This window comes from Calditrichota bacterium (assembly GCA_014359355.1).
In the GTDB taxonomy this organism is placed as follows: Bacteria; Zhuqueibacterota; Zhuqueibacteria; order JANLFK01; family Oleimicrobiaceae; genus Oleimicrobium.
The window spans coordinates 1-22,101 of the sequence record JACIZP010000013.1 but is presented as its reverse complement, the minus strand read 5'-3'; the positions used below and the strand labels follow the sequence as shown (position 1 = coordinate 22,101).

General features: G+C 62.0%; 25 protein-coding genes. 20 read left to right on the top strand and 5 right to left on the bottom strand.

Annotated elements, in window-relative coordinates; translation table 11 throughout:
* From H5U38_00670 to H5U38_00575, 20 genes are all read left to right on the top strand, one after another.
* The coding region (locus tag H5U38_00670) for a single-stranded DNA-binding protein (protein ID MBC7185525.1) at positions 1 to 308 on the top strand (308 nt) is incomplete at its 5' end.
* A 116-nt stretch (positions 309 to 424) separates the two neighbouring features.
* Positions 425 to 838, top strand: a complete 414-nt coding sequence (locus H5U38_00665) for a cytidine deaminase (protein MBC7185524.1) — start codon at positions 425 to 427, stop codon at positions 836 to 838.
* A gap of 3 nt (positions 839 to 841) precedes the next feature.
* Complete coding sequence (udk, locus tag H5U38_00660) at positions 842 to 1,498, top strand: uridine kinase (protein ID MBC7185523.1); 657 nt, start codon at positions 842 to 844, stop codon at positions 1,496 to 1,498.
* Positions 1,499 to 1,502: 4 nt separating this feature from the next.
* On the top strand, positions 1,503 to 2,069 hold the full coding sequence (locus tag H5U38_00655; GenBank protein MBC7185522.1) for a thymidine kinase: 567 nt from the start codon (positions 1,503 to 1,505) through the stop codon (positions 2,067 to 2,069).
* A gap of 7 nt (positions 2,070 to 2,076) precedes the next feature.
* Positions 2,077 to 3,660, top strand: coding sequence for a NupC/NupG family nucleoside CNT transporter (locus H5U38_00650; protein MBC7185521.1), 1,584 nt, complete (start codon positions 2,077 to 2,079; stop codon positions 3,658 to 3,660).
* 13 nt (positions 3,661 to 3,673) lie between these two features.
* Positions 3,674 to 4,522 carry a purine-nucleoside phosphorylase gene (locus tag H5U38_00645; protein MBC7185520.1) on the top strand — a complete coding sequence of 283 codons (849 nt, stop codon included), beginning with the start codon at positions 3,674 to 3,676 and terminating at the stop codon, positions 4,520 to 4,522.
* A 14-nt stretch (positions 4,523 to 4,536) separates the two neighbouring features.
* A complete protein-coding gene (locus H5U38_00640) occupies positions 4,537 to 5,850 on the top strand; it encodes a 5'-deoxyadenosine deaminase (protein ID MBC7185519.1) in 1,314 nt (437 codons plus the stop codon).
* Positions 5,851 to 5,869: 19 nt separating this feature from the next.
* Complete coding sequence (gene ade, locus H5U38_00635; GenBank protein MBC7185518.1) at positions 5,870 to 7,594, top strand: adenine deaminase; 1,725 nt, start codon at positions 5,870 to 5,872, stop codon at positions 7,592 to 7,594.
* Positions 7,581 to 8,225 (top strand): class I SAM-dependent methyltransferase, encoded by a 645-nt coding sequence (locus tag H5U38_00630; protein MBC7185517.1) that lies wholly within the window; start codon positions 7,581 to 7,583, stop codon positions 8,223 to 8,225. Before ade ends, H5U38_00630 begins: the two co-directional genes overlap by 14 nt.
* Before the next feature lie 68 nt (positions 8,226 to 8,293).
* Entirely contained in the window at positions 8,294 to 9,220 is a 927-nt protein-coding gene (locus tag H5U38_00625; GenBank protein MBC7185516.1) for a diacylglycerol kinase family lipid kinase, read from the top strand.
* The gene (locus H5U38_00620) at positions 9,213 to 10,376 is read left to right on the top strand and encodes a glycosyltransferase family 4 protein (protein ID MBC7185515.1); all 1,164 of its coding nucleotides are present in this window, start codon (positions 9,213 to 9,215) and stop codon (positions 10,374 to 10,376) included. Before H5U38_00625 ends, H5U38_00620 begins: the two co-directional genes overlap by 8 nt.
* A 25-nt stretch (positions 10,377 to 10,401) precedes the next feature.
* On the top strand, positions 10,402 to 11,100 hold the full coding sequence (locus tag H5U38_00615; protein ID MBC7185514.1) for a WbqC family protein: 699 nt from the start codon (positions 10,402 to 10,404) through the stop codon (positions 11,098 to 11,100).
* 92 nt (positions 11,101 to 11,192) lie between these two features.
* Positions 11,193 to 12,431, top strand: a complete 1,239-nt coding sequence (locus H5U38_00610) for a M20 family metallo-hydrolase (protein ID MBC7185513.1) — start codon at positions 11,193 to 11,195, stop codon at positions 12,429 to 12,431.
* Positions 12,432 to 12,467: 36 nt separating this feature from the next.
* Positions 12,468 to 14,033 carry an aldehyde dehydrogenase family protein gene (locus H5U38_00605; protein MBC7185512.1) on the top strand — a complete coding sequence of 522 codons (1,566 nt, stop codon included), beginning with the start codon at positions 12,468 to 12,470 and terminating at the stop codon, positions 14,031 to 14,033.
* Between the two features lie 54 nt (positions 14,034 to 14,087).
* Positions 14,088 to 14,846: a phosphate propanoyltransferase gene (pduL, locus tag H5U38_00600; protein MBC7185511.1), complete on the top strand. Its 759-nt coding sequence runs from the start codon at positions 14,088 to 14,090 to the stop codon at positions 14,844 to 14,846.
* A gap of 98 nt (positions 14,847 to 14,944) precedes the next feature.
* Positions 14,945 to 15,793 carry an NUDIX hydrolase gene (locus H5U38_00595; protein ID MBC7185510.1) on the top strand — a complete coding sequence of 283 codons (849 nt, stop codon included), beginning with the start codon at positions 14,945 to 14,947 and terminating at the stop codon, positions 15,791 to 15,793.
* A gap of 318 nt (positions 15,794 to 16,111) precedes the next feature.
* Positions 16,112 to 16,600, top strand: coding sequence for a hypothetical protein (locus H5U38_00590; GenBank protein ID MBC7185509.1), 489 nt, complete (start codon positions 16,112 to 16,114; stop codon positions 16,598 to 16,600).
* 33 nt (positions 16,601 to 16,633) lie between these two features.
* Positions 16,634 to 17,692, top strand: coding sequence for a hypothetical protein (locus H5U38_00585; GenBank protein MBC7185508.1), 1,059 nt, complete (start codon positions 16,634 to 16,636; stop codon positions 17,690 to 17,692).
* 116 nt (positions 17,693 to 17,808) lie between these two features.
* Entirely contained in the window at positions 17,809 to 18,222 is a 414-nt protein-coding gene (locus H5U38_00580) for a YjbQ family protein (protein MBC7185507.1), read from the top strand.
* 37 nt (positions 18,223 to 18,259) lie between these two features.
* Positions 18,260 to 18,628: a hypothetical protein gene (locus H5U38_00575; GenBank protein ID MBC7185506.1), complete on the top strand. Its 369-nt coding sequence runs from the start codon at positions 18,260 to 18,262 to the stop codon at positions 18,626 to 18,628.
* A gap of 48 nt (positions 18,629 to 18,676) precedes the next feature.
* Here the strand turns inward: H5U38_00575 and H5U38_00570 are convergent, their stop codons facing one another.
* From H5U38_00570 to H5U38_00550, 5 genes are all read right to left on the bottom strand, one after another.
* The gene (locus tag H5U38_00570; GenBank protein ID MBC7185505.1) at positions 18,677 to 19,165 is read right to left on the bottom strand and encodes a dCMP deaminase family protein; all 489 of its coding nucleotides are present in this window, start codon (positions 19,163 to 19,165) and stop codon (positions 18,677 to 18,679) included.
* Between the two features lie 76 nt (positions 19,166 to 19,241).
* Complete coding sequence (sixA, locus tag H5U38_00565; protein MBC7185504.1) at positions 19,242 to 19,706, bottom strand: phosphohistidine phosphatase SixA; 465 nt, start codon at positions 19,704 to 19,706, stop codon at positions 19,242 to 19,244.
* Between the two features lie 19 nt (positions 19,707 to 19,725).
* Positions 19,726 to 20,292 (bottom strand): DJ-1/PfpI family protein, encoded by a 567-nt coding sequence (locus H5U38_00560; protein ID MBC7185503.1) that lies wholly within the window; start codon positions 20,290 to 20,292, stop codon positions 19,726 to 19,728.
* A gap of 196 nt (positions 20,293 to 20,488) precedes the next feature.
* Complete coding sequence (locus H5U38_00555) at positions 20,489 to 20,926, bottom strand: pyridoxamine 5'-phosphate oxidase family protein (protein MBC7185502.1); 438 nt, start codon at positions 20,924 to 20,926, stop codon at positions 20,489 to 20,491.
* An 89-nt stretch (positions 20,927 to 21,015) separates the two neighbouring features.
* Positions 21,016 to 22,083, bottom strand: coding sequence for a hypothetical protein (locus H5U38_00550; protein MBC7185501.1), 1,068 nt, complete (start codon positions 22,081 to 22,083; stop codon positions 21,016 to 21,018).
* Between the last annotated feature and the right edge of the window lie 18 nt (positions 22,084 to 22,101).

The window sequence follows — 22,101 nt, the reverse complement described above, 5'->3', positions numbered from 1 at the left end:
AGGTCTGGAAAGACAACGAGGGCAACACTCAGGAACGGACAGAGTGGCATCGCGTCGTGCTCTGGCGCAAGTTGGCTGAGGTGGCGGGTCAGTACTTGAAGAAGGGGATGCAGGTGTACGTGGAAGGGCGCTTGCAGACCCGCTCCTGGGAGGACAAGGACGGGGTGAAGCGGTTTGCCACCGACATAGTCGGTCTCAACATGCAGATTCTCGGCAGAAGGGAGGCCGAGGCAGCGCCAGAGCTGCCGCCGGCTGATGTCACCGACATCGGAGCGCCACCACCCGAAGGTGATGATCTACCGTTCTGAGGAGGCGCGTCAAGTCGGCGCATCGCCGTGCGTGTCGCTGGGTGGAGAGCAAGAATCCGGGATCGGTCGGTCTCGGATTCTTGCTATTGAGCGGCGTCTACCAAAGAGCCACCGTCGTGCGTAGGAAGAAAGCAGTAGTAGATGAACTCATCGCCCGGGCAAGAGAAGCCAAGGAACGGGCGGTAACCCCGTACTCCGGCTTTGCCGTGGGCGCTGCCCTCCTGGCCGCTGACGGCACCATCTACACCGGCTGCAACGTGGAATCCAGCAGCTACGGCCTCACGCTCTGCGCGGAGCGGGTGGCCTTAGGCAAAGCCATCTCAGAAGGCCGCCGCGAATTCGTGAGCATCGCCATTGTCACGGACCTCGACGACTTTTGCCCACCCTGTGGGGCCTGCCGACAGCTCTTGTGGGACTATGCCCCGCGCCTGGAGGTCGTCTTAGCCACGCGCTCCGGCCGACGGAAGCACTTTCAGCTTCGCGACCTCTTCCCCGAGGCCTTTGACAACCACTTCTTGCGCGAGGGATGAACGATGACGAGCCTGGTGCATAGGCCGGTGGTGGTGGGGATTGCTGGCGGCTCGGGGGCCGGCAAGGGGTATTTGGTGCACCGCCTCATGGAGCGGCTGGGGAGGGAGCGCTGCGTGCGCATGGCGCAGGACTGGTACTACGCCGACTTGAGCGCCATACCTCTTGCCGAACGTGCCCGGCGCAATTTCGACCACCCCGAAGCCATTGACTTTGCACTGCTCGTCCGCCATTTGCAGGAACTCATGCGCGGGAACACCGTCCAGAGGCCGGTCTATGACTTTGCTCTCCACACGCGCCGGCGAGAGACTGTGCCGCTCTCGCCCGCCGAAGTGATACTGGTAGAGGGAATTCTTGTCTTGCACGATGCCCGCCTGCGCGCTCTGTGCGACATCCGCGTCTTTGTGGAAGCTCCGGAGGAGGTGCGCTTTCAGCGCCGCCTGGCTCGTGACGTTGCCAAACGCGGGCGTACGGAGGAGTCGGTACGGGCGCAATTTGCCCAATCAGTGCGCCCGATGCACCAGGCCTATGTGGAACCGTCCCGCCAGTTTGCCGACGTGGTGATTGACGGCTGCGGTAAGGACTTGGGCGGCATTGAGGCGCTGGTGCGGCGCATCGAAGAGGAGCTCGCCAGCAGGAAAGCCTTAGCTAACCAGGAGTAGCCACATGCTCACCATCGCCCCACGCAACGTTGGTTGGATTGAGGTCATCTGTGGTCCCATGTTCAGCGGCAAGACCGAAGAGCTGATTCGCCGCATTAGGCGAGCGCAGATCGCCCGCCAGAAGGTGGCCATTTTCAAGCCGCGCATCGACGACCGTTACTCGAGCGACCACATTGTGTCCCACGATGAGCAGCGCATTCCCTCCACTGCGGTGTCCAGCGCCAGCGAGATCTTAGAAAAATCGGCACGGGCACAGGTGGTGGGTATCGACGAGGCGCAGTTCTTTGATGAGGAGTTGGTGGCAGTCTGCGAAACACTGGCAGCGCAGGGCAAGCGCGTGATTGTCGCCGGCCTGGATCAGGACTATCGGGGCAAACCCTTCGAGCCTATTCCGCAGCTGCTGGCCGTGGCCGAGTACATCACCAAGACGTTGGCCATTTGCGTCAAGTGTGGCAACCCGGCGAATCGCACGCAGCGCATTACCCAGGCCAAGGAGCGCGTGCTGGTGGGCGCCGAGGACGTGTACGAGGCCCGTTGCCGGCATTGCTTCGAACCGCCGCAGGAGGGATGAAGCCATCATGCGTTGGATCGGCCTGCTCGGACTCGCGATACTGCTTGGCATCGGCGTGCTCTTTTCTAAGAACCGGCGGCGCATTCGCCTGCGAGTAGTCACGTGGGGCATCGCCCTCCAGGTGCTTTTTGCAATCATCATCCTCAGCCAGAATGCACTGAGCTGGGTGGGGATGTATGTGTTCCTGGTGCTCGTGCTGCTCTACGTGTTCACGGACACTGCCCTCACGCCTGGTCAGTGGGGCAAGGCTGCTGGTCCAGCTGCTTTGATCGCTGCGGGGGGCGCGGCCGTTGTGGCAGTAGGTTACTTGTTAGACAAACTTCACGTGGCCGTTCCCCTGGTGGTGGTCCTTGTGTTGGCCGGCATCGTGCTCCATGCCTGCAAACGACCCCAGCTCGTGCGCTATGCCAGCGGCGCGGTTCTGACCCTTGGGCTGGGCGTGCTTGTCAGGCGCGGCATCTACGGCCAGACCGTCATGCAGGTGCTGGCCGACCAGGTGGCAAAATTCCTCAAGCTCAGCGACCTCGGCGCCACCTTTCTGTTCGGCAATCTGGCCAAAGCCGAGTTCTTTGATCAGTTTGGTGTGCAGTTCGCCTTTTCGGTGCTCCCCACCATCATCTTCTTTTCCGCGGTGATGGCGATTCTCTACTACCTGGGCGTGATGCAGGCCGTGGTGGTGATGATGGCGCGCTTCATGCGATGGACCATGGGCACCTCAGGAGCAGAGACGCTGTCCTGTTCAGCGAACATTTTCGTGGGGCAGACCGAGGCGCCGTTGCTCATCCGCCCATTCTTGGATCGCCTCACCATCTCGGAACTGCATGCCGTGATGGTGGGCGGTTTCGCGACCATTGCCGGCGGAGTGATGGCCGGCTACATCCGCATGGGCATCGACCCCGGCTACTTGATTACGGCCAGCGTGATGTCCGCCCCGGCCGCGCTCGTCATGGCAAAGATCTTCCTGCCGGAGACGGAGCATTCCGTCACCGCTGGCGACGTGCGCTTGCCGCCAATTCCGCGGGGCGACAACCTGTTGGACGCTGCGGCGCGCGGCGTGACCGATGGGCTGAAGCTGGCCGCCAATGTGGGCGCCATGCTCATCGCCTTCATCGCCCTCATCGGCCTGGTAGATGTGGTGCTGGCCTTCGGGGACAAGCTCGTCGACGGGCGGCTGCTCGGAGGTGTGTACAACGCGCAGGCAAAGGAGTTTCGAGGGATTTTTCCCGGCAGCCTGCGTGCCCTGTTTGGGGCCATCTTTTCCCCCTTGGCCTTCGTGATGGGCGTGCCGTGGAAAGAGGCTGCTGCTGTGGGCAACCTCTTGGGGATCAAGGTTGCTGCCAACGAGTTCGTGGCTTACGCGGAACTGAGCAAGCACGTGGCTGCAGCCAATTTGTCCCCCAAGGCGACTTTGATTGCAACCTACGCGCTGTGCGGCTTTGCCAATTTCTCCTCCATCGGCATCCAGATTGGGGGCATTGGCGCCTTGGCGCCGAACAGACGGCCCGAGTTGGCGAAGGTTGGGCTGCGCGCCATGGTCGCCGGCGCGTTGGCCTCGTGGATGACCGCCACTATTGCCGGGCTTCTGTTCTAGCCGGCGAGAAGTCATGAGTAGAGGGCTGCGCGAAAAACTCCACGAATCCATTGCTGTGCTACGCGAGGCCGGCATAGGCACACCCGAGGTGGCGGTCATCCTTGGCTCTGGATTGGGAAGCTTTGCCGACCTCGTGCGCAAGAGCATCTCCGTCCCGACCAGCGCCATACCTCACTATCCGCGCTCCACGGTGCCGGGACATGCCGGCCGGTGGGTGTACGGCGAAGTGGCCGATGTCCGCGTCCTGGTGATGCAAGGGCGTATCCACTTCTACGAGGGGTATGCCATTCAACAGGTGGGTTACCCGGTGCAGCTCCTGGCGGAATTGGGAGCCAAGGCCCTGGTGGTGACCACAGCCTCTGGGGGTGTCAATCCGTCCTTTTCTCCCGGTGACCTGATGCTGATTGTGGACCACATCAACTTGGGCTTCGCGAACCCATTGATGGGGCCAGCGGAGGAGCAGCTCGGCCCTCGTTTTCCGGACATGTCGCAGCCGTATGACCGCCAATTCCTGGAAATAGCCCGGCAAGTCGCCCTGCAGCTGGGCATCCGGGTGCAGCAGGGGGTCTTCTGCTGGCTTCAGGGGCCCAGTTACGAGACGGCCGCCGAGGTCAGGATGTTGCGACGCATCGGCGTGGACGCCGCCAGCATGTCCACCGTGCCCGAGGTTATTGTTGCTCGACAGCGAGGCATCAGGGTGTTGGGGATCTCCTGCATTACCAATTTGGCTACTGGGCTCGCTGCGCAGCCCTTGTCGCACGATGAGGTTACTGCTGTGGCCGAACAGGTGCGTCTGCGATTCAACCAGTTTCTCTCGGCGGTCGTCCAGGCGATCGCTGCCGAGTTGAGGAGAGCGGGCTGAAGGTGACCGCCAAGGTGGACATCGTTGTGCGCAACGCCACGGTGGTGACCATGAACGAGCGGCGGGAGGTGTTCACCGGGGATGTGGCCATCGAGGGGAGCACCATTGCCGCCGTGGGGGCCGTAGCAGTGCGCGGCAGGCGGGAGATCGACGCCGAGGGGTGCGCCCTGCTCCCTGGATTGGTGCAGGCGCACGTCCATCTCTGCCAGACGCTCTTTCGCAATGTGGCAGACGGTATGCCGCTCCTGGACTGGCTTCGCTTTTGGATCTTGCCCCTGGAGGCGCTGCACGATGAACGCTCCATGCGTGCTTCTGTGCGGCTGGGCATAGCCGAGCTTCTGCGTGGCGGGACCACGTGCGTACTGGACATGGGCAGCGTGCACCACACCGAGGTCGTGTTTAGCGAGCTGGAGGCTTTGGGGCTGCGCGCCACCAGCGGCAAGGCAATGATGGACTGCCGCGACGAGATCCCTCCGTCGCTTTGTGAGGAGCTACCCGCCGCCCTCGAGGAAAGCCTGGCGTTGTTGCGCCGCTGGCACTGCGCCGCAGACGGACGCCTGCGCTATGCTTTTGCGCCACGCTTTGCGCTGTCCAGCTCTGCCGAATTGCACCGCCGGGTGGCGGAGGAGGCGCGGCGGCACAAGGTGGGCGTGCATAGCCACGCAGCCGAACATCGTGACGAAGTCGCCCGGGTGGGCGCCATGACCGGCAAGGGCAACGTTGCCTACCTGCACGAGCTTGGTCTCACAGGCCCGCACGTGTGCCTGGCGCACTGCATTTGGCTTGATGAGGAGGAGATGGCTATCTTGCGCCAGACTGGAACACACGTCTTGCACTGCCCGACCGCCAACCTCAAGTTGGGCTCCGGCGTCGCCAAGGTGCCGGAGATGCGCGGAATGGGGATCAATGTAGCCCTTGGGTCAGATGGCGCTGCGTGCAACAACAACCTCGATGCCTTCATAGAGATGCGCTTGGCTGCCCTCATCCAAGGGCCGCGGCTTGGCGCAGGGGCCCTACCGGCGCAGGCGGTGGTGGAGATGGCAACCCTGGGCGGGGCGCGCGCCCTGGGTCTGGCCGACCAGATCGGAAGCATCGAGGTGGGCAAGAAGGCCGACCTGATTTTGGTCGACGTGCACCGACCCCACAACAGCCCTGGCCACGATATCTACGGCCAGATTGTTTTTGCGTGCCGCTCATCGGACGTGCGCACGGTCATCATCGAAGGCAAAATCGTAGTGGACGAGGGCCGCGTGCTGGTGGTGGACGAGGAAGAAGTCGTGAAAAGAGCTGAAGAGGAAAGCAGCCGCCTTCTTCGGAAGATGCGGTAAAGCGGGAAGGGAGGCTGGCATGGTACCATTGGAGCGGATTCTGAGCGCCCACCGAGGCGAGGTGCCGGTAGACCTGCTGTTGCGCAACGGCAAGGTGGTCAACGTGCTCTCTGGCGAAATCTATGAGGCCGACGTTGCCATCTTGGGCGACACCATCCTTGCAGTGGGACAGGCGTACGAGGCGCGCGAAACGATCGACCTGCGGGGGCTTTACCTGGCACCCGGGTTCATTGATGGCCACATCCACATCGAGAGCTCCATGGTGGAAGTGCCGCAGTTCGCCAGGGCAGTGGTGCCGCTGGGTACCACCTCGGTGGTGGCCGACCCGCACGAGATCGCCAACGTGCTGGGCTACGAGGGGATCCGCTACATGATGGACGCCAGCAAGTACAATCCGCTGAACGTCTTCTTCATGCTTCCCTCGTGCATCCCCTCCACAAACCTGGAGTCTACGGGTTCTGTGCTCCGCGCCTTCGACATCTTCCCCTTCCTCCGCGAGAAATGGGTGCTCGGTTTGGGCGAGATGATGAACTTCGGTGGCGTGCTGGCCGGCGAGGAAGATGTGCTGGACAAGCTGAAGATTGTCGAGGATAAACGGATGGACGGCCACGCCCCAGGCCTGAGCGGCCGCGACCTGAACACCTACATCGCCATGGGCATCCGGTCCGACCACGAATGTACCACCGTGGAGGAGGCGCGCGAAAAGTTGCGCCTGGGCATGCACATCATGATCAGGGAAGGCACCGGCACCAGGAACCTGCGCGCGTTGCTCCCTTTGGTGACGCCGGAGAATGAGCGTCGCTGCATGTTCGTCACCGACGACCGCCACCCCAACGACATCTTGGAAGAAGGGCACATCAACTACATGATCAAGACGGCCATTGCCGAGGGCCTGCCACCGGTCACGGCTATCCGATTGGCCACCATTAACACGGCCGAATACTTTGGTCTGCGCCGTCTGGGGGCGATCGCGCCGGGGCGCACCGCCGATCTTGTGGTGTTTGACGACTTTGAGCATTTTGCCATCAAGAAGGTGTTCAAGAACGGGCGGCTCGTGGCCGAAGACGGCAAAGCCATTTACGAGATGCCTGTGCGGCCCCCGGCGCAAGTGCGCAGCTCCATGAACATCAAATGGCTGGAAGGAGGGGAGTTCGTTATCCCGGCGCGGGGCAACAAGTGCCGAGTGATGGGGGTAGTGCCGGACCAGATCGTCACCGAGTCGCTGGTGGAAGAGGCGCCCATCCGGGACGGCGAGGTGGTGTCGGAACCGGAACGGGACCTACTGCGTTGCTACGTGGTGGAGCGCCACCGCGCCTCCGGCAACATCGGCAAGGGCTTGGTGCGAGGCTTTGGCCTACGCAAGGGGGCGTTGGCCTCCTCCATCGCCCACGATGCGCACAACGTCATCGTGTTCGGCGTTGACGACCGCGACATCGCCCGTGCTGTGATTCACGTGAACAAGATGGGAGGCGGGCTGGTCGTCGTTGCCGACGGCGAAGTGAAAGAGGCACTGCAACTGCCCATCGGCGGGTTAATGTCTGACCGACCGCTGGAAGAGGTGAGCGCAGCCACCAAACGGGTGAACGAGGCGGCGCGAGCGCTGGGTGCCAAGATGGCCGACCCTTTTATGACCATGAGCTTCTTAGCGCTGCCCGTGGTGCCTAAGCTGAAACTCACCGATCGCGGCTTGGTAGACGTCGAGCGCTTCGCCTTCGTGGACCTGTTCGTGGATGCGCGAGAGTAGACTTGCCGCAGGCGGCTGCCGAGGCGCCCTCTGGGACCTGAAGGCCCATCTCTATCGTCGTTTCCGACGTTTGCCGCCATTTGGGATCATAGCAAGTCGGGAACGGGCCCTCCTCAGGCGAGCCCTTGCGGAAGTGCCCAAAATGGAAGGCCGCGCCCTGGACATTGCCACAGGCACCGGCGACAGCATCGCCTCGCTCATCGGCGATTACCGATGGTACGGACTGGATAGCTCGCCGGCGATGTTGGGCTGGGCCAAGAGGCGACTGCCCGAGGTGCGATTCGTGCGCGGCGACGCGCTGGCGCTGCCGTTCCGACCCGGGTGCTTCGTGCTGGTGACCTGTGTAGGGCTGGCTGAGTATCTGTCCGAGGCGTCGGGTCTACTGAGCGAGATAGCCAAGTCCTTGCGCCCGGGAGGTGCGGCATTGGTGTCGACCTCGCCGGCAAACCTGCTCATGCTCATGCGCCGGGCCTTGGGGCATCGACTGTACGCGCACACTCACGAGTCATTTAGTCGCGCCGCAACTGCCGCGGGTTTCGTGCTGGTGAAGGTGCACGCGTCGTGCAGCCAGTGGCTGTACGTGCTGCGCAAAGCCGGGCAAAAGGGCACAGGCCCTTCAGCGGCCTGTTGAAGGGTGAGGAGAACAGGGGCCGGCCGGTTCCGAAAAAGCTTCAAGCCTCCGAAAGGAGACGACCGATCATGAATCTGAAAAGGGTCAAACTCATCTTCAACCCAAAGGCTGGGTTGCTGCGGCACACGCACCTGGTGTTGCGCATTGTGGACGAGTGCCTGCGGCGGGCTCCCTTTCGCTATGAGGTCTACAACGTCGAATACAAGGACCACGCTGTGGAGTTGGCCTCGGCCGCCGAGCGCGAGGGATTCGATGCGGTCGTGGCTATTGGCGGGGATGGCACGGTAAACGCTGCCGCACGCGGGCTGCTGCACAGCCGACTTCCCTTGGGCATCGTGCCCATAGGCTCAGGGAACGGCTTGGCGCGAGGACTGGGCATACCCATCAGCATCAGGCGTTCGTGCCAGCTGCTCCTGGAAGGCGGGACGGTGCGCACCATCGATGCGGGGCGCATCAGGGACCGCTACTTTTTTGTGGTGGCCGGACTGGGCTTCGACGCGGTGGTGGGCAAGCTGTTCGACGACCAGAGCCTCCGCGGCCCGCTCCCCTACTTTTACCTCGGCGTGCGCGAGTTCTTTAGCTATGAACCGGAGACTTTTATTCTGCGCTTTGCCGACCGCCAGATCACCGTACCGGCACTCTTGGTCACCGTTGCCAACACGCAGCAGTGGGGCAATGGCGCCATCATCGCTCCCCACGCCCAGCCTGACGACGGGCTGTTTGACATTTGCATCATCCACAAGGTCAACCTTGGCCAGGCGCTGTTTCATCTCCCCAAGCTCTTCACCGGCAAGATCGACAGGGTGCGTCACTATGAGAACTATCGCTCGACAGAGGTGGAGATAGTGCGGGAGCGGCCGGGGTATTTCCATGTGGACGGCGAGCCGGTGGAGGGGGGCACCCATTTGCGCGTGTCCATCGACCCGAAGGCTCTGCGGGTCATCGTTCCTGCACGCGGGGGCGATCGTCTCGAGGTGGGTTCTGCGTGTGAGTGAGCCCGCCTGCCTCATGCCAACTGTGTGCCATTTCACCACGGTGCACCGCCCGTTTGACGTGCGTGTCTTCCACCGCGAGGCATGCGGCATAGCGCACGCGGGTTATCGGGTGGTGCTCATCGCCCACGCGGATTTCCACCAGCGGATGGAGAGGGGGGTGCTGATCAAGGGGGTTCCACGAGCCAAGAATCGCCTGCAACGCATAGCCCACACCGCCACGTTTGTCCGCTTGGCCATTCGCCAGCGGGCGGATCTGTACCATTTCCACGACCCGGAGCTGCTCCCCGGAGGCGTGCTCATCAAATGGCTCTACCGGCGGCCGGTCATCTACGACTGTCACGAGAATTTCCCCGAGACGGCTTTTGAGCGCGTCTGGTATCCGGCCTTTTTCAAGCCCTACCTTGCCAAGGCGGTGGCTGTGTTCGAGCCGCTTTTGGCGCGGCGTCTGGACGCGGTGGTCTGCGTGGTGCCCGACCAGGAGGACAGGTTTCGCAGCCACGGTTGTCGGACCCTGCTGGTGCGCAACTTCCCGCGGCTAGAGCCTTTTGACGAGGCGTTCCGGGCGGCGCCCGCGAAGGAGAACCGCCTCATCTACGTAGGTGGTCTGACCGTGGTCAAGGGCGCCAGGATGCTGGTGGACATCATGCGCGAGCTCAGGGTCTTGCGGAGGGGCGTGCGCTTGGTGGCCATCGGCTCTTTCAACGAGGAGAAGGTGAAGACGGAGGTTCTGCGCTACGCCCAGGAACAGGGCGTGGCTGATGTCATGGAGTTCCTCGAGTACCGCCCGCACGAAGAGATCCCACGCGAGCTGCTCAAGGCGCGCATTGCGCTGGTGCCTTGGCAAGAGAACGAACAGACGCTGCGGATGTTTTTCCCCAACAAGGTCTTCGAGTACATGGCCTGTGGCTTGCCCATCGTGGCCAGCGACCTCCCGTCGCTACGCCATGTGATAGGCAAGGCAGGCTGTGGCCTGCTGGTGAGGCCTGACGACGCGCGCGCTCATGCCGAGGCTATTACCTACCTGCTCGACCACCCGCGTGTGGCCAGGCGGATGGGCCTTGCTGGGCGTAAGACAGTGCATGCCCTCTATCGCTGGGAGAATGAGGAGGCACGGCTGCTGCAGCTCTACAGGGAGCTCTTGCCGACCCAGTGTTGATGAGAATCCGACGCACGAAAGCTGTATGACGCTTGCTGTCCTTCAGCCGGGGTACCTTCCCGGCATCCCCCTCTTTGCCATGCTGGCCGCCGCCGATGTGGTCCTCTTGGCCGATGACCTGCAATACTCAACTCGCGGCAATCTGAATCGCGCGCGCATCAAAACGGCGATCGGGGCTCAGTGGCTCACCGTGCCGGTGCTGACCAAGGGCCGCCAGGGCCAAAGCATCGCCGCCGTGCGCATCGACCCGTATCATGAGTGGCGCAAGCGGCACTGGCGCTCGCTCATGGTCAACTATGCGCCTGCTCCCTACTGGGGCCGTTACGAGAGCGCGCTTGAGGAGGTCTACTCGCATTCCTGGGGAAGCCTTCTGGACCTCAACCAGACTCTGATTGAGCTCTTCACCCAGGAGCTGGGCCTCAAGGCGCCCAAAGGCTTGACCTCCTGTTTCAAGACACGCCCGGCACGAACTGAAAAGGTGGTCGATTTATTGCGGGCCTCGGGCTGCGATACCTACCTGGTGCTCCGGGCCGAGCATCCCCTCTTGGACAGCGAGTGCATTGGCGACGCGGGCCTGGCTGTGCGCCCGGTTGATGTGGTGGAGCCCATCTACCACCAACTCTTTGGGGCGTTCGTCCCGGGTCTTTCTGTGCTGGACCTGCTGATGAACGAGGGGCCAGCCGCGGCTGCGCTGATCCAGCAGTCGGTTAAGGTGGCACCCTGAGCGAAGGGTCAGGCAATCACCTTGCATTTGAGCGGCAAATTTCTTATATTGACGCCCGTCGTAGGTCTGAGAGCTCACTCGCGGAGGCGCTGATGAAGGCTGATGCTTTTGCGCAGGTCGTGGCGCGCATTGACGGGTATCGAGACGAGGTCATCAGGTTGGAGAGCGAACTGACGGCGATACCCGCCCTGTCGCCAGAAAACGGTGGCGAGGGTGAAGTTGCCAAGGCCGAATATGTGAAAAAGTTGCTTAGCACCCTCCCCGTGGACGAGCTCCAGGAGATCAACGCGCCGGATGCCCGCGTGCCGTGTGGCTATCGACCAAACCTGGTGGCCAGGTTCAGGGGCGCCGACAGCAGTCGCACTGTGTGGGTGCTTTCGCATTTGGACATCGTGCCACCCGGTGAGCTCAGTCTTTGGCAAAGCGATCCGTATCGCGTGCGCGTGGATGGCGACCTGTTGTACGGCCGCGGCGTTGAGGACAACCAGCAGGGGATGGTCGCCTCGTTGCTGGCAGTGCGCGCGCTCCATGAGCAGGGTCTACGGCCAGCCCACGACGTCGGCGTGGTGTTGGTAGCCGATGAGGAGACGGGGAGCCAATACGGCTTGCAGTACGTGCTTGCTCATCATCGGGATCTGTTCCGCTCCGAAGACCTCATTATCGTGCCCGACTCCGGCAATGCCGATGGTTCTATGGTCGAAGTCGCCGAGAAAAGCATCCTTTGGGTTGGCTTCAAGACCATCGGCAAGCAGTGTCATGGCTCACGTCCTGCCTTGGGCATCAATGCGCACAAGGCTGCGGCACACTTGATTGTCAAACTAGAGGGGCTTTACCAGGCGTTTCCGCAGAGCGATCCGGTTTTTGCGCCGCCCACCAGCACGTTTGAGCCCACCAAAAAAGAAGCCAATGTGCCGAACATCAATACGATTCCGGGGGAGGATGTGTTCTACTTCGACTGCCGCGTATTGCCCGCGTACAGGGTGGACGACGTCATTGCCTGGATGCACTCGGCAGTGCGCGAGGTAGAAGCAAAGTTTGGCGTGAAGGTGGAGCTTTTCTTCCCCCAGCGCGAGGATGCAGCGCCGCCCACGCCGGTGGACGCGCCTGTGGTGCAAGCATTGACCCGCGCGCTGGCCGAGACGCGGGGAGTGAAAGCAGTGCCGATGGGCATTGGGGGCGGCACGGTGGCCGCCCATTTCCGGCGTGCCGGGCTCCCGGCTGTGGTGTGGGAGACCATTGACCAGACCGCGCACCAGCCCAATGAGTATTGCCGCATCAGCAACGTCCTTGCTGATGCCAAGGTGTTTGCCCACCTTTTCTTGTACGCATAGCTTGCCGAGGGTGTCGTGGATCGCGATTTGGAATCCATGCAACAGGCGCGCAACCTGTGTGTGCGCGCTCGCGAAGCGCAGCTCAAGTTCAAGGAGTTTTCGCAGAAGGACGTGGACCGCGTGGTGGCGGCCATGGCGGATGCCGGTTTTAGGGCTGCAGAGCAACTGGCGCAGCTGGCCGTAGAGGAGACTGGCTTTGGCGTGGTTGCCGACAAGGTGGCCAAAAACCAGCTCGCCACGCGCGATGTCTACAACCTCATCAAGAACATGAAGACGGTGGGGGTGATCAACGAACTGCCGGGCAAGCGCATCTTGGAGATCGCCGAGCCGATGGGGGTGATCGCCGGCATTGTTCCCGTCACCAATCCCACCTCCACGGTGCTTTTCAAGTCCCTCATTGCGGTGAAGGCCAGGAACGCCATCGTTTTTTCGCCTCACCCCAACGCGGTGCGCTGTGCTAATGCCGCCGCAGCGGTGATGAGCCAGGCTGCGGAAAGCGCAGGAGCGCCCCCAGGCCTCATCAGCTGCATGACTCTTTCCACCCTGCAGGGTACCAACGAGCTCATGCACCATCGCGATGTGGCCATCATCTTGGCAACCGGCGGCGCAGGTTTGGTCAAGGCGGCTTACAGCGCGGGCAAGCCAGCCTATGGCGTGGGGCCGGGCAACGTGCCGGCGTTCATCGAGCGCACCGCAGATGTGCGTAAGGCGGTGGCCGACATCGTTGCCTCCAAGACCTTTGATAATGGGACCGTCTGCGCTTCGGAGCAGGCGGTCATCGCTGATCTGCCCATCAAGGACCAGGTCATCGCCGAGCTACAGGCGCGCAAGGCTTACTTCCTCAACCCGGAAGAGTGCCGCAGGGTGGGCGCCACCTTGGTGACGCGTGAGCTCACGGTCAGCCCCGATTGCGTTGGCCAGCCGGCCTATGTCATTGCGCAAAAGGCAGGGATTGCGGTGCCGCGTGACACTACCATGCTGGTTGCCCCGCTGGATGGGGTTGGGCCGCAATATCCCCTTTCCATCGAGAAGCTCTCGCCGGTGATCGCCTTCTACGTGGCGGATGGCTGGGAGGCCGGCTGCGAGCGCTGCATCGAGATTCTGAATTTCGGCGGGCTCGGCCACACGCTGGTCATCCACTCCCGGAACGAAGAGGTGATCATGCAGTTTGCCCTCAAGAAGCCTGCCTTCCGCATCTTGGTGAATACCCCAGGAACGCACGGGGCAGTGGGGATCACCACCGACCTCGACCCGTCGATGATGTTGGGGTGCGGCACGTACGGGGGCAACATCACCACCGACAACGTGACGCCCATGCACTTGTTGAATATCAAGCGAGTTGCCTACGAGACAAAGCCGTTGCGCCGTTCCGAGCGCAGCACCGATTGGCGCCCTGAACTGCTCACGCACGGCAGGGTGAATGTGGGTGCGGCCTACCAGGCCGCCCTGACGCCGGCAGCTGGCATTTCGCGCAAAGAGGCTCCCCAGGCGGAGTCCCATGCCCGCCAGCCGTCGGTTACGCCGGCAGGGCGTTATGGCAGTAGCGGTTTGACCGACGAAGAGGTGGAACGTATTGTTGCCGAGTTTCTCCAGACGAGGTGAAAGACCGGGAATGCGGTCCCCAGCTAACTTGCGAGAGGCGGTGCGGAGGAGAGCGTGGAGAGGATACTGATTCCCGTCGGCGTTTCCAACCGCCACGCCCACTTATGCCGGGAGCACCTGGACATTCTGTTCGGCAAGGGCTTTGAGCTGACCAAGGAACGAGAGCTCTACCAGTGCGGTCAGTTCGTCTCCGAGCAGACGGTGACCATTAGCGGGCCGAAGGGAGCCATCGAGCGGATGCGCATCTTAGGGCCGCTGCGCAGCCGCACGCAGGTGGAGGTCTCGCGCACGGACGCCTACCGCCTCGGCTTGGACTGCCCGGTGGGCGATGCGGGCCCCTTGCCTCCTGGCCAGGCGGCCGTGCTCATCGGGCCGCAAGGTTCGGTGACCCTCCACCAGGATGTCGTGGTGGCGCGACGCCACATTCACGTCAACCCGGAGATCGCCTCCAAGTTGGGGGTGCGCCACGGCGATGCGGTGTTTGTGGCACCTGTGGTCCAGCCGGGGGTAGACCCCGCGCAGTTGCGCACGGTGATTTTTGGGAATGTCCTCATTCGCGTTGACGAGACCTTCCGGCTGCAGATGCACATCGACCTTGACGAGGCAAACGCCGCAGGGCTGAAGACCGGCGACATGGTCTACATTGTGCAGAGCAGCCTGCGCTACAACTTTAACCTGAACGGCCGGAGGGTTATTACCGAGAACGATGTGCGCCAGGCCATCCTCCGGGGACAGAAGATTCGGGTGGAGCCCGGCGTCATCGTCACGCCGGCGGCCCGCGATCTGGGCAAACAGCACAATGTGTTCGTGTAACCGGAAGCAGCACGTCTCTCTCGCACTGAGAGGTCAGGGCCATTTCTTTTGTCCGGCGCGCGGCATCGACCTGAACGTCCACTTTGCAGGGGCGGAAGGTGAGCGCACCTAAAGGAGGTCCTGCCGCGGTGCAGAGCCAGGAGCCGGCGGATGTCCTGGTTCTATGTTCCTTGGCGCAGGACGAGCTGGAGGTGCAATGGGACGCGCAGGGAGCGCAGTATCCGGTCGAAATGGTCACCGCCGCAACCCGTCACTGGCAGCAACTCCGCAGTGAGGCGCGGCCTGGCGCGGTTCTCTTCGATGGGCCCCTCTGTTTTCTCCGACACTTCTCGTGGGAGGGCTCCCGCCTCCGCCTCTCCCTTGGCAGGACCAGCTACCTCTATGCCCTCTTTGCCAATGCCTTTTGCCAGGAAATCGTCCTGCGTTGGGGAACTGAGCACCTTCCCATGGTCCTTGGCGTCAGTGCGGTGGTGGTCACCGGGGACGGTGCGCTACTGCTCATGCGGCGTAGCCACACCGTTGGGGAGTTCCCCGGACTGCTTGATGTTTTCGGCGGACACATCGACCCGGAGGTGGATGTGCTCGCCGGAGTGCCGCACCCGTTTATCGCAATGCGCAATGAGCTTTGTGAAGAGCTCGACCTAAGACCTGCCGATCTTACCTCTCTTCGCTGCATAGGGCTCATCAGGAGCCGGTGCAATCAAAAGCCAGAACTGGTCTTCGCGTGTCGTGTGCCACACGACGTCCAACAACTGTGTCGCGCCGCCCGCGGTGCCCGCGGTGCTGGCGAGTTCGTCGACCTCCTTGCCGTGAACGATGACTTGCCCACCTTTTGGCAATTTCTGGAGACAAGGCGTCTCGAGCTCACGCCCTCTGCCTATGGCAGTCTGTGGGTTTATGGACTGCACCGCGGGTTTTGCCGGTCCGCGGCCGCAAAAAAATCTTGACTTTTTGCAAAATAGTTCTAAATTAGCTGCGGCCTTGAGTCGGGAACTGTGCCGCTGGTTTGGGCCTGCAGTCATGGCGCGCATACGCAGCGCTTGTTTTTCATATAGACAACTTTCCGCCGGATGGTGGAGAGGCTGTTACTGGAAGTGACAGCGGTGCAGTCGTTCCTGACCGCGGGCCGGTAGGCAAGGAGTGCGCAAGGCTGGCACTGGCCGTCGCGTTCGGTCTGGAACGTGACGGCTTTTTGTTGTGGCAACCGTTGGCAAAGCGGAGGCAAGCACAAGGCAATGGAAGCACCAGGAGGGGCGGCAGAGCCCATGCCGCGGCAGATTCAGGCCAAGGTCACTGGCTACGCGGGCTACACGTCGAGAGCGGAGCGGAGGAGTTCTGACCAGCTCCTCCGGGCGCATCTCATCTCCCGCCTCGAAGGTCTGGCGAGCAGGCTGAATGGTGCCGCCGAACACGCGCAGAGCCTCGGTGCGCCGGAGCTTTCCGAGCCACTCAGCCGGCTGCAACGCAAGCTGAGCACCATTTGCGAAGGCTTGCACACGCCCAGCTACCTTGAATCGAGCTTTTTCGAGAGCACAGCGCTGCCAGCGGAGTTGTTAGAGTCCATCTACGGCTGTGAGCTGGCGCTGCTCGGAGAGGTGAGCGAGCTGGACGACGAGATCTCTGACCTGGATGTGACGGCGCTCTCTGAGGCGGAGCTCCAGGAACGGGCCTTGCGCATGTCTGACTCTGTGGATGCCTTCAACCAGGCGCTCTTCGAACGGGAGTCGCTGATGATGAGTGGGGAGGGGGAGTAGAGAGAACACAGGCGGCATGAGAAGGAGGTGACCGTGCGCCTTTTCGCTGTAAGTCCAGACGGCGAATTCAAGGAGTTCACCAAGAAGCAGTTTGCGACCGAACACTCAGAACAGATGCTCGAGGAATGGTTGGAAAAGAGCCCTGATGCAATTCTCGAGGACAGCAAACTGCTGGTCATAGGTAGGCAGGTTACCACGAACCTGGGCAGCAGCATCGACTTACTTGGTTTGGATCGTTCAGGAGCTGTGGTTGTTGTGGAACTCAAGAGAGGCCGTACACCACGGGAGACGCTGGCCCAGGCCCTCGAATACGCTTCTTACGTGGAGCAACTCGATGCTCAGCAACTGGACGAGCTATTCCAGCAGTACATTGGTGACGAGTCACTGGCACTTGCGGACTATCACAGGGAGTATTTTGATCTGCCCCCAGACGAGGCGGTGGCGTTCAACAAAGAGCAACGTATTGTGATCGTCGGCCAAGAAATAAGCGGCCCAATAAGACAGACTTCCTCGTTTCTCAGGAAGAAGGGCATCAAAGTCACATGCGTAGAGTTCTCGTATTTCGAGTCAGAGGGGGCTGGCGAACTGCTGGGCCAAGATATTGTCGTCGGAGAAGAGTCCGCGGGGGCGCAGCGTCCCCAGGGGTTACCTGCCAAGACGCTCACCCCCGACGAGTTTCTTGCGGATGCTGACGAGTTTGGAAGACCTGTGTTCAAGAGTATCCTCGACTTCGCCGCGCGGAGAAAGTTGCCCATCCACTGGGGCAGCACAGGATTCTCGCTGGGGGTGGAACAGGATGGCTTGCGGATCCCTGTGCTGTTCTGCTACAATCTTGGCTCCGTGACAGGGCAGTCAATCTACTATGTCCCCCGTCGCGGAGAGAGAATGGGCATTGCAGCGAGGACGGCTATTCCTGAGGCTGAGCTGGACAGGCTGCGGAATCGATTGCTTGCTACGAACTTGTTCGTGGCAACTGGCGGGAGTTTGAAGTGCAGCATCACTCGTAGACTCACGGACGAAGAGGTCGCCCAAGTCATCAACTGGTTAGAGGACGTCATTGATACGGTGTCCAAACATGGGCTGAAAACATGAATCGCTTTTCACAAGGGGCGAAGCTTATGGGCAGAGGGCCCAAGTGTTTGCTTTGGGGTGGTGGAGAAGTTCCGACTTTGGTCAGCGGTTAGGAATGATATGTCGAGAATTCGCACATGAAGCACTACACCGAGTACCTCTGGTTCAATACCAAGAAGCACCGCGAGTATATCAACATCACCGACAAGGTGGAACAGGCGGTGCAGAAGAGCGGCGTCCAGGAAGGGATGGTGCTCGTCTCGGCCATGCACATCACCGCCGCCGTCTACGTCAACGACGCCGAGACCGGGCTCATTCAGGATATCGAGGAATGGCTGCAGCGGCTGGCCCCTGAGGGGCCGGACTACCACCACCATCGCACCGGCGAACACAACGGTGACGCCCACCTCAAGAGCCTGCTCATGCACCATCAAGTGGTGCTGCCGATCACCGATGGACGCCTGGACCTGGGACCCTGGCAGCAGGTCTACTATGCAGAATTCGACGGACAGCGCCGCAAACGGGTGGTCATAAAGGTCATCGGCGAGTAGTCGATCCGATAGAACTCTCTTCTGAGGAGGTGACGCTATGGCTGAGCAGGAAGCCCATCGTGGTGGCCAGCAGCACGCCGCGCTGTCCGGTGTTGTCAGTGGCCTGGCTATCGTCTGGCTGGGGATCGTCTTTCTTTTGGACAGACGGGGAGTGCTCGCTCCCGGTGTGGGGTGGGTCTGGTATTTCCTCTTCGGCCTGGGCGTCATCCTCCTTTTGGAGGTGATTGCCCGCCACGTGCTGCCCCAGTACCGCCAGCGCTCGGCAGGCCGGCTCGTTGCCGCGGTGGCGCTCATGGCCATTGGCGCCTGGCAGATCACCGGCTTAGGGGAATGGTGGCCGCTCCTCCTGATCGCTGCCGGCTTGGTGCTGATTGTCGGCAGTCTGCGTCCTGGCAAGAAGGCGTGAGCTTCCCGGCTGTGGTGCGCCCGAGCAGCGAGGGTCCGTAAACGCCCGCTACGGCTTGCTGGTGCCTCCTTGCTCGCCCTGGTCGATGGGGTGTTGCGTCCAGTCCCTGGCTGGGAAGAACTCCAGCACTTCCCCTTCCGGCGTGCGCAGGAGCACGCGGATAACGCCTGCGTTGGCAATCTGTGCCTTGCACTGGTTGCAGATGTGACGATGGCCGACGATGAACATGGTGGTGCCTCTGGTGGAGTGGCCGTTGCGGGCCGCCAGGGCGATAGCGTTCGATTCGGCGTGCGAGCCCACCGCGCGGCAGAGCTCCAGCTTGGTGCCGGAGGGGATGCCATGGGTGTCGCGGTAGCAAGACCCAAGCTCCAAGCAATTTGGCTGGTACTTAGGCGCGCCGTTGTAGCCGGTGGAGACGATGTCCCGGTCGCGGACGATGACCGCACCGACCTTGGTGCGCAGGCAGGACGAGCGCGTGGCTACCACCGCGGCGACGTCCAAAAAGTACTCGTCCCAGCTCGGCCGCCCTGTGTCCATGGAGTTTGTTGCTCCCGGCGCCGGGGCGTCGCCTTCTTTTGCGACCTTGCCCTTCAACCTTTCCTGAGGCATTGCCTCACTCCACCAGCAGAGGTGTAACCGCCCAACCGAGGAGCCATCCAGAGCCTTCGCTCCGTCTCTCCAAGCAGACAATCCCGCCATAGGTGAAACTCACCACCGGAGGTTCTGGAGTGCCTGCCACCAGGAGCGCTGCGAGGCGCGAAAGGAAGGGCAGGTGCCCCACGAGCATAATTCCCTCTTCCTGTTCGAGCCACGCTGCTACAGGCCGCGGGTCGTCTAAGGGCCCTAAGCCGCTGCGCTGTTCTATGCCGTCGGCCAGGTTGAGCACGCTGGCAAAGAGCTCAGCCGTCTGGCGGGCGCGTTCCTTGCCGCTGTGCACGATGCGACCCACGTGCAGCCCGTGCCGCTGCGCCCAGGCGGCCATGCGCTCTACCTCGCGCACCCCCTCCGGGGAGAGATGGCGTTGTGGGTCAACTTCCTCAGGGAGGCTCTTGCCGTGTTGGACGAGAAAGACCGCCATGGACCTTCTCCTAAGCGCGCTATGTGGTGCAGCTTGGCCACAAAGCCAACATGGGCCCGGCAACCTGCTCTGCTTGTTCCTTTCCGAAAAGAAGCTCCACCAAGGTGAGGGCAAACTCGAGCGCCGTGCCCGGTCCTCTGCTGGTCACGCAGTTGCCGTCCACCACGACGCGCTCCTCAACGGCCTCCTGATTGGGGAGGCGAGGCGCAAGGGAGGGGTGCGCAGTTGCCCGCCGGCCGGCAAGCAGGCCGTGATGGTGGAGCACCAGCACCGGCGAGGCGCAAATGGCGGCATAAAGCCTCCCGGATGAAGCCTGCTCTTTGAGGAGGCGCGCCAACAATGCACAGTCGCGAAGGTGCTCGGCCCCTGGCATGCCGCCAGGCAGCGCGATGAGGTCAAAAGTCCGCGTTGCGCATTCGTCAATCGGGACGTCCGCGACGAGCTTCGTGCCCCGGGACGCCACCACCTGCAGGGTCTCAACCCCGGCTACGGTCACCTCTGCCCCTGCGCGCCTCAGGACGTCGATGATGGTCACCGCCTCGAGCTCCTCGATGCCGTTGGCAATCGGGACCAGGACCTTCTTCACTTCTTCCTCCGTCCGTGGACAATGGCCGCATCGCCCCTCTCACCATGCAACCGCGGCAGTTTTGTTTAAAGTTAGAAAAAGTCAAGGAAACTCGCAAGGCCCAACAACGGCCAGAAGACTCCTGCCTTTGTGGTCCTCCCGTGCACTGCAGGGTCACGAGCGCTGCCCGCAATGGCATTGCTGTGTTGGGCAGCCGCTACCTTACCGACAGCGCGTACCCGCGGCTCAGACCATTGGCGACAATGTACCGCTCGACCTCAAGGCAGATGAGGGCCGTGCTGGCCTGGCGAACGAAGGCTGCCAGGCCCGGATGCCGCGCGGCGTAGACTTCCGCAAGAGTCGCCTTCTCGCGATCGTGCACCTCCCTTGTGGTTCCTGTGATGGTAAGTGCGATGGCTTGGTCCAGGTCCTCGGCGGTATTGGTGCGGTTGTCGACGAGAAGAGCAGCACGCGGACAGGCAACAAGGTTGGCGAATTTGCGCGTAGCCCGCGAGGTGGCGATGAGCAGCGAACGCAAGTCGTGGGTGCTGGCAAACGCCACCAGACTTGCGTAAGGCGTCCCCTGGTTCTGTGTGCACAACACGCCGAATTTCTGCTCCTCCAAGATCTGCCGGACTTCCCTTGGCATCTCCATCGCAGGCTCCTCTCCGGTCAGTTTGTTGCACTCCTTCAAAAATCGGCTAAAGGCAGTGCCCGTTTCTATCCGACGTTGCCTAGGCTGCGCTACCTGACCTCCAGAGTCTGCCCGGCTACGAGCTGAACACGGGGGAGGGAGAGCTCGAGTCGCCCCTCCTTTCGCACCGCGCGAGTCTTGGTCGGCACTCCGTTTACGTAAGCGCGTGCCTTGTACGGAAAAAGCTCCGCGGGCGACAAGGAGAGCTGGCTGAGGGTGAGGCTGCCGTGCAGTACGCTCATGCGGGCAAGTCCTCGCGTTTGTGCAAACGCTCCCCAGGCCGTCCCGGTTGACCAGAAGCAGGCAAAGTCTTCGCTGTTGATGGCCGGGGCAAAGCTCATCTGTCCCGTCACCGCGTCACAAGAAAACCCGGAGAGTGCCAGCAGGAGGGCCCAACTGGCCAGCGCGCGCGCATAGTGGTGGCCGCACTCGATTTCGTCCCAAGGATTTCGCCGGAGCCCATCGTAGCGGTCGCGCGCCCCCTTCACGATGGAAAGCCCCTCGTCAATCCAGCCGTTGTAGATGAGCGTGGTAGCCACTTGATACTCGATGCCCGTCCAGACCTCGTCGCTGTACACGAAAGGCAGCAGAGGCCGATTGCCAAATGGCCAGGAGCAGAGCAGCAACCCTGCCTCGTCGTTCAAGGCGTATACGCGCTGCACGTTGCAAAAGTCACCCAGAGGCCGTCGCCAATTGTGGTCGAACACCGACTTGATGGCGGACCTCACGTGTTCCGGGGGGAGCACGTAGCCGAGCCCCACCACGTGCGCTAAGTACTGGCCGAGCAGCTGGTCGGACAAGCATCCTTCGCCGTACTGGTACTTGGGTTCTCGAGCGGCGGCTGCACTTCCGGGCGAAGGCATACGCAGGTGCTCTGGGATTTCCAACCCTTCAGCGACCTCGACCTGTTGGCGGTAGTAATGTCCGTTCCACAGCAGCCGGTCGTATTTGTCCCTGCCTTGTTCGAAGAGCCTGCGATACAAGGTCGCGGCCTGGCGTTCGCCCATGGCCTCGGCCATCTCAGCTGCTGCCTTGAGGGCGCCCAGATAGAGGGAGCCGGTCATTGTGTTTGGCCCGTAGAACTCGATGTCGTACGTGTTGTGCTGCTCTCCCTCCATGACTCCGTCCATGTCCAT

What these genes read in the sequence shown, in the direction of transcription:
- H5U38_00570 (MBC7185505.1), bottom strand. Translation starts at nt 19,165, where the DNA reads ATGGACACAGGGCGGCCGAGCTGGGACGAGTACTTTTTGGACGTCGCC.
- H5U38_00625 (MBC7185516.1), top strand. Translation starts at nt 8,294, where the DNA reads ATGAATCTGAAAAGGGTCAAACTCATCTTCAACCCAAAGGCTGGGTTG.
- udk (MBC7185523.1), top strand. Translation starts at nt 842, where the DNA reads ATGACGAGCCTGGTGCATAGGCCGGTGGTGGTGGGGATTGCTGGCGGC.
- H5U38_00655 (MBC7185522.1), top strand. Translation starts at nt 1,503, where the DNA reads ATGCTCACCATCGCCCCACGCAACGTTGGTTGGATTGAGGTCATCTGT.
- H5U38_00575 (MBC7185506.1), top strand. Translation starts at nt 18,260, where the DNA reads ATGGCTGAGCAGGAAGCCCATCGTGGTGGCCAGCAGCACGCCGCGCTG.
- H5U38_00630 (MBC7185517.1), top strand. Translation starts at nt 7,581, where the DNA reads ATGCGCGAGAGTAGACTTGCCGCAGGCGGCTGCCGAGGCGCCCTCTGG.
- H5U38_00605 (MBC7185512.1), top strand. Translation starts at nt 12,468, where the DNA reads ATGCAACAGGCGCGCAACCTGTGTGTGCGCGCTCGCGAAGCGCAGCTC.
- H5U38_00580 (MBC7185507.1), top strand. Translation starts at nt 17,809, where the DNA reads ATGAAGCACTACACCGAGTACCTCTGGTTCAATACCAAGAAGCACCGC.
- H5U38_00615 (MBC7185514.1), top strand. Translation starts at nt 10,402, where the DNA reads ATGACGCTTGCTGTCCTTCAGCCGGGGTACCTTCCCGGCATCCCCCTC.
- H5U38_00650 (MBC7185521.1), top strand. Translation starts at nt 2,077, where the DNA reads ATGCGTTGGATCGGCCTGCTCGGACTCGCGATACTGCTTGGCATCGGC.
- H5U38_00550 (MBC7185501.1), bottom strand. Translation starts at nt 22,083, where the DNA reads ATGGAGGGAGAGCAGCACAACACGTACGACATCGAGTTCTACGGGCCA.
- H5U38_00645 (MBC7185520.1), top strand. Translation starts at nt 3,674, where the DNA reads ATGAGTAGAGGGCTGCGCGAAAAACTCCACGAATCCATTGCTGTGCTA.
- H5U38_00555 (MBC7185502.1), bottom strand. Translation starts at nt 20,926, where the DNA reads ATGGAGATGCCAAGGGAAGTCCGGCAGATCTTGGAGGAGCAGAAATTC.
- H5U38_00610 (MBC7185513.1), top strand. Translation starts at nt 11,193, where the DNA reads ATGAAGGCTGATGCTTTTGCGCAGGTCGTGGCGCGCATTGACGGGTAT.
- sixA (MBC7185504.1), bottom strand. Translation starts at nt 19,706, where the DNA reads ATGGCGGTCTTTCTCGTCCAACACGGCAAGAGCCTCCCTGAGGAAGTT.
- ade (MBC7185518.1), top strand. Translation starts at nt 5,870, where the DNA reads ATGGTACCATTGGAGCGGATTCTGAGCGCCCACCGAGGCGAGGTGCCG.
- H5U38_00590 (MBC7185509.1), top strand. Translation starts at nt 16,112, where the DNA reads ATGCCGCGGCAGATTCAGGCCAAGGTCACTGGCTACGCGGGCTACACG.